6 protein-coding genes are annotated in these 5,282 nt (G+C 72.9%); all 6 read left to right on the top strand.

The window, feature by feature from the left end; translation table 11 throughout:
* Positions 1–135: 135 nt before the first annotated feature.
* The 6 genes from Van01_RS23175 to Van01_RS23150 are packed head-to-tail and all read left to right on the top strand — an operon-like array spanning position 136 to position 5,281.
* Entirely contained in the window at positions 136–822 is a 687-nt protein-coding gene (locus Van01_RS23175) for a dienelactone hydrolase family protein (RefSeq protein WP_204011424.1), read from the top strand.
* On the top strand, positions 815–1,555 hold the full coding sequence (locus Van01_RS23170) for a uracil-DNA glycosylase (RefSeq protein ID WP_204011422.1): 741 nt from the start codon (positions 815–817) through the stop codon (positions 1,553–1,555). The genes Van01_RS23175 and Van01_RS23170 overlap by 8 nt, the downstream gene beginning before the upstream one ends.
* Before the next feature lie 14 nt (positions 1,556–1,569).
* Complete coding sequence (locus Van01_RS23165) at positions 1,570–2,292, top strand: DUF4129 domain-containing protein (RefSeq protein WP_373306286.1); 723 nt, start codon at positions 1,570–1,572, stop codon at positions 2,290–2,292.
* The gene (locus tag Van01_RS23160; RefSeq protein WP_204011415.1) at positions 2,289–2,876 is read left to right on the top strand and encodes a hypothetical protein; all 588 of its coding nucleotides are present in this window, start codon (positions 2,289–2,291) and stop codon (positions 2,874–2,876) included. Before Van01_RS23165 ends, Van01_RS23160 begins: the two co-directional genes overlap by 4 nt.
* Positions 2,876–3,883, top strand: a complete 1,008-nt coding sequence (locus tag Van01_RS23155; protein ID WP_204011411.1) for an AAA family ATPase — start codon at positions 2,876–2,878, stop codon at positions 3,881–3,883. Before Van01_RS23160 ends, Van01_RS23155 begins: the two co-directional genes overlap by 1 nt.
* 6 nt (positions 3,884–3,889) lie before the next feature.
* Positions 3,890–5,281, top strand: a complete 1,392-nt coding sequence (locus Van01_RS23150; RefSeq protein WP_204011409.1) for a DUF58 domain-containing protein — start codon at positions 3,890–3,892, stop codon at positions 5,279–5,281.
* Position 5,282 lies beyond the last annotated feature (1 nt).

Below are 5,282 nucleotides of genomic sequence, written 5' to 3'. Positions count from 1 at the left end.
GGGCCTAGCGCGAACAGGAGGTGAATGCCACTGTTCCGGCATCTTCCCGGCGATGGTCACCGCGTGGCAGGCTACCCGCACGTAGGACCACTGGGCGACCAGCCAACGATGACTGACCGCTAGGAGGACGGGCCGATGGGCGAGATGGTGACCTACCGTGGCGATGACGGTACGGGTGAGGGATATCTCGCGATACCCGCCACCGGCGCGGCAAGCCCGGCAGTGATCGTGATTCAGGACTGGTGGGGCCTCGTGCCGCACATCAGGTCGGTGGTGGACCGCTTCGCCGAGGCGGGTTTCGTCGCTCTCGCCCCCGATTTCCGGCACGGCGAACCGGCCGGGAAACCGAGCGAGCCCCGGCGGCTGCTCAACGGACCGCAGATGGACGAGACGGCACGGGAGATCGCCGCCGCCGCCGACTACCTCGCCGGCCGCACCGAGGTCACCGGCAAGGTGGGCTGCGCCGGCTTCTGCGCCGGGGCCAGTCTGGCGCTGTGGGCGGCGAACTTCTCCGAGCGGATCGTCGCCACCGCCGCCTTCTACCCCCGGCTGCCCTGGGAGGGCATGCGTACCGAGTGGTCCGACTACGCCGGCAAGGACGCGTTGGTGCACTGCTCGGAGGCGGACGGCACCTCCTCGGACCCGGGTGTGCAGGCGGTACGCCGGGCCATCGAGAGCTCCGGCGGCAGCTGCCAGCTGCACGACTACCCGGGCACCGCGCACGCCTTCTTCAACGAGGACCGGCCGGAGAAGTTCGACCAGCGGGCGGCCACCAGCGCCTGGGCGCGCACCCTGGAACTCTTCCGGGCCAAGCTTGGCTGAGACGCGTACCCCCGCCGAGGTCGTCGCGCGCGCCGCGCGGGCGACGGAGCTGGCTGAGCTGGACGCGGGCGTCGCCGACTGCTTCGCCTGCCCCCGCCTGGTCGACTGGCGGGAGGAGGTCGCCCGGACGAAGCGGGCGGCCTTCCGCGATCAGGAGTACTGGGGACGGCCGGTGCCCGGCTTCGGCGATCCGGCGGCCCGGATCGGCATCCTCGGGCTGGCCCCGGCCGCACACGGCGGCAACCGCACCGGCCGGATCTTCACCGGCGACCGGTCCGGTGACGTGCTCTTCGCCGCGCTGCACCGGGCCGGCCTGGCCAATCAGCCGACAAGCGTGTCCGCGGCCGACGGCCTGACGCTGCGCGACACGAGAATCTTCGCCGCCGTACGCTGCGCCCCACCGGACAACAAGCCCACCCCGGGCGAACGGGACACCTGCGCGCCCTGGCTGCATCGCGAGGTCGAGCTGATCCGGCCGACGCTGCGGGTGGTGGTGGCGCTGGGGGCTTTCGCCTGGGCCGCGTGGTGGCCGGCGTTGCGTGCCGGGTACGGCGTCCGTCCGCCCAGCCCGCGACCGTCGTTCGGGCATGGGGCACACTGGTCCGGCACGGCCGTACCGGAACTGCTCGGTTGCTACCACGTCAGCCAGCAGAACACCTTCACCGGTCGGCTGACACCAGAGATGCTGGACGATGTGTTCGCTCGGGCGAAACTGCTGGCCGGGGTGGACTGAGGTGACCGATGGACATGCTCCGCAGGTGGTGGCCGGTGACGGCGGTGGTCGCCCTGCTCGCCGCCGTCAGCCTGGCCACCGCGCACTCGTCGATCGGTGCGAGCCGGATACCGCCCGCCGTCAAGGACGCGCCATTCGTGCTGGAATATCCGAGCGGGGAGCCGCGTCCGTCGATTCCGGCCGAGCCCCGTGAGGCCGCCGAGGAGACCCGTACCCGGATTCCCTCCTGGCTCGGCACGGTGGCGGTGGCGGTGCTCGGGCTGGCCCTGCTGGCCGCCCTCAGCTATCTGATCTGGACCGTGGCGCGGGGCGTGGCGCGGCGGGTCACCCGGGCGCTGCCCGCGCAGCCGACCCGGCGCAGCGCCGAGGGCACCGCCGCGGAGGTGGTGGCGGCTGTCGACGCCGGTCTGGTCGACCTGGACGACCGCGCCACCGACCCACGAACCGCCGTGATCGCCTGCTGGGTGCGCCTCGAAGAGGCCGCAGCCGCCGCCGGGGTGCCCCGACTGACCGGCGACACCCCCACCGACCTGGTCACCCGGCTGCTCCGCGGCGATCCGGCCACCGGGGTGCCGGCGATCGTGAGCGCCGACGTGCTCGCCGAGTTCGCGGACGTCTACCGCGAGGCCCGGTACGCCACCCGACCGGTGGACGAACGGACCCGGGACCAGGCTCGGGTGGCCCTGCGCCGGCTGCGTGGCGAACTCACCGCGGTGGCCGAGCAGGAGACGGTATGAGCAGTACTAGCATCGACGACCTGCTCAGCTTCTCCGAGGAGCGGCCGGTCCAGTCCGAGCCGCGCCAGGGCGGGCGGGTGCGTAGCGTCGTCGGGTTGCTCGGTGTCACCGCGGCCGTGACCGTCGTGGCGGTCGCCGGCCTGCGCGCGGTCGGCCTGCGGGTGTCGCTGCTGGTGCTGGTCGCCGCCGTGGTCGCGCTGCTCGTGGTACGCCGACTCGTGGCCGCCCTCGCCCCACCACCGAAGTCCGGCCAGCGCGGATCGTCGTCGCGGGGCGGCGAGGAGCCCGGCACCTACAACTGGGACGCCCGGGACGCGTTGCGGGTGGCGATCAACGGCTGGGCGGTTCCGCTGGAGTGGTCCAAGACGCGCCCGGAACGGTTCACCACAGTGATCCTGCCCCGGCTGGCCGAGCTGGCGGACGAGCGACTGCGCCTGAAACACGGCGTCACCCGTGAGTCGGATCCTGCCCGGGCCCAGGCCCTGCTGGGTGACCGCCTGTCCACGTTCCTGGAGACCCCGCCCCGCCGCACCCCTTCGCCGCGCGACCTCGCGGCGATCGTCGCCGAACTGGAGAAAATCTGATGAACGACGTCGGCCGGACCATGCCCCCCGCCGAGGTGGGTCGCCTCGCCCGGGCGGTGCTGGACGCGGTGGGCCAGGTCGTGGTCGGCAAGCGGGACGCCCTGGAACTGGTACTTGCCGGCATCCTCGCCGGCGGACACGTGCTGTTGGAGGACCTGCCGGGGCTGGGCAAGACGCTCACCGCACGGTCCTTCGCCCAGGCGTTGGGGCTGGACTTCCGACGCCTCCAGTTCACCCCCGACCTGCTGCCCGCCGACGTCACCGGTTCGTTCCTCTACGACCAGCGCAGCGGCGACTTCACCTTCCGGGCCGGGCCGGTCTTCACCAACCTGCTGCTGGCCGACGAGATCAACCGGACGCCGCCGAAGACCCAGTCGGCGCTGCTGGAGGCGATGCAGGAGAAGCAGGTCTCGGTCGAGGGTGTGACGTACCGGCTGGACGAGCCGTTCCACGTGCTCGCCACCGCCAACCCCATCGAGTACGAGGGCACCTATCCGTTGCCGGAGGCGCAGCTGGACCGGTTCCTGCTGCGGGTGTCGTTCGGCTACCCGGCGCAGGACGAGGAGTGGGAGGTGCTGCGCCGCCGGATGGCGCGTCGCCGGGAGGAGGCCGACATCAAGCCGGTTGTCGACGCCGGCACCCTGCGCGCCATGCAGGCGGCGTTGGAGGACGTCGTGGTGGAGGACTCGGTGGGCCGCTACATCGTGGCGCTCACCGCGGCCACCCGCGAGCATCCGTCGGTGCTTGTCGGTGCGTCGCCGCGTGGTTCGCTGGCGCTGCTGCTGCTGTCCCGGGTACGGGCGGTGCTCTCCGGGCGGGACTACGTCATTCCCGAGGACGTGAAGAGCGTCGCGGCTCCAGCGTTGGCGCACCGGATCACGCTGCGGCCGGAGATGTGGCTGCGTCGGGTCGATCCGTCCTTCGTGGTCGGTGAGGTCCTCGAGGGCACTCCGGCACCGGCCAGCGGCGCGCTGCCGAGCTACGCCGCCGGCCGGCAGGGGGACTGACCCGGCGTGAGCGAGCGGGGCGAGCGAACGGCATCCACCAACTGGACGCCCACCTGGGCGTTCGGCCGGGCGGTGCTGCTCACCGGCCTGCTCCTGGTCGCCGCGGTGATGCTGGGGCGGGTGGACCTGATCGTGCTGGCCGTTCCGTTCGCGCTCGGCACCGCGTACGCGTTGCGAAGCCGGCCCGTCGACCTGCCCCAGGTGTGGCTCAGCGCCGACGAGGGGCACCTGGTGGAGGGCGGTGCGATGGCCGGGACGGTCACCGTCGGCAACCCGGGTGCGGCGCCCTACGACGTGGCGGTGCTGCGTACCCGGGTGTCACCGTGGCTGCGGGTCGAACGCGCGGGTCTGGCCGGCAGTGCTGTCGTCGGGTCCGGTCGTGCCGCCGGCACCGGTCAGCCGACAGTGGCGGACCGTCCGTTCGTCACGTCTGTCGCCCCGGACACCGCCGTCGACCTGGAGCTGGCCGGCACCGCGCTGCGGTGGGGTCGGCATCCGCTGGGCCCGGCGGGCGCGCGGGTGGCCGCCGCGCAGGGCCTGCTGGTCTCGCGTGCGGTGATCGTCGAACCGGTCCGGTCCAAGGTGTACCCGAAGACCGAGCCGTTCGAGGCGGTCGAGGTGATGCCCCGGGCCGCCGGGCTGGTCGGCGCCCATCACTCGCGTCGTCCCGGTGAGGGCGGCGAGTTGGCCGGGGTGCGGGTCTTCGCCCCCGGTGACAGGTTGCGCCGGATCGACTGGCGGGTGTCGCTGCGGGCCCGGCAACTGCATGTGGCGGCCACTCTCTCCGACCGGGACGCCGAGGTGGTGGTGCTGCTCGACGTGCTGGCCGAGGCGGGTCGCTCGGGTGGCGTCACCGGCACGGCGTCGGTGTTGGACACCACGGTCCGGGCGGCGGCTGCCATCGCCGAGCACTACCTGCACCGGGGTGACCGGGTGGCGCTGCTGGAGTACGGCCCGAGCGCCCGACGGCTGCGCCCGGCGACCGGCCGCCGGCAGTACCTGACCGTGTTGGAGTGGCTGCTGGACGTCAAGGCGCAGTCCTCCCCGCACGAGCCGTACGACCAGGTGTTCGGGCCGCATCTGCTCTCCGCTGACGCGTTGGTGGTGGTGCTGACCCCGCTGCTGGAGGAGCGGTCGGCGCAGATGTTGGCCCGGCTGGCCCGTTCGGGACGGTTCGTGGTGGCAGTCGACACGCTTCCGGCGGACCTGTCTCCACCCACCGATCGGGGCTGGGCCGAGGTGGCGTACCGGCTGTGGCGGCTGGACCGGGACACGATGATCGCGCAGTTGCGCGAACACGGGGTGCCGGTGGTGCCGTGGGCCGGCGCCGGCAGCCTCGACCAGGTGCTACGCGACGTGGCAAGGCTTGCCACCGCCCCTCGGGTCGGTGGCCGGTGAG

The organism is Micromonospora andamanensis, assembly GCF_016863495.1.
GTDB classification, from domain to species: Bacteria; Actinomycetota; Actinomycetes; order Mycobacteriales; family Micromonosporaceae; genus Micromonospora; species Micromonospora andamanensis.
Note: the sequence above shows the minus strand (reverse complement) of the source record. Positions and strands in the feature narration are given on the sequence as shown.

Coding starts and splice junctions, on each gene's coding strand:
- Van01_RS23165 (WP_373306286.1), top strand. CDS start 1,570: ATGCTCCGCAGGTGGTGGCCGGTGACGGCGGTGGTCGCCCTGCTCGCC.
- Van01_RS23160 (WP_204011415.1), top strand. CDS start 2,289: ATGAGCAGTACTAGCATCGACGACCTGCTCAGCTTCTCCGAGGAGCGG.
- Van01_RS23155 (WP_204011411.1), top strand. CDS start 2,876: ATGAACGACGTCGGCCGGACCATGCCCCCCGCCGAGGTGGGTCGCCTC.
- Van01_RS23175 (WP_204011424.1), top strand. CDS start 136: ATGGGCGAGATGGTGACCTACCGTGGCGATGACGGTACGGGTGAGGGA.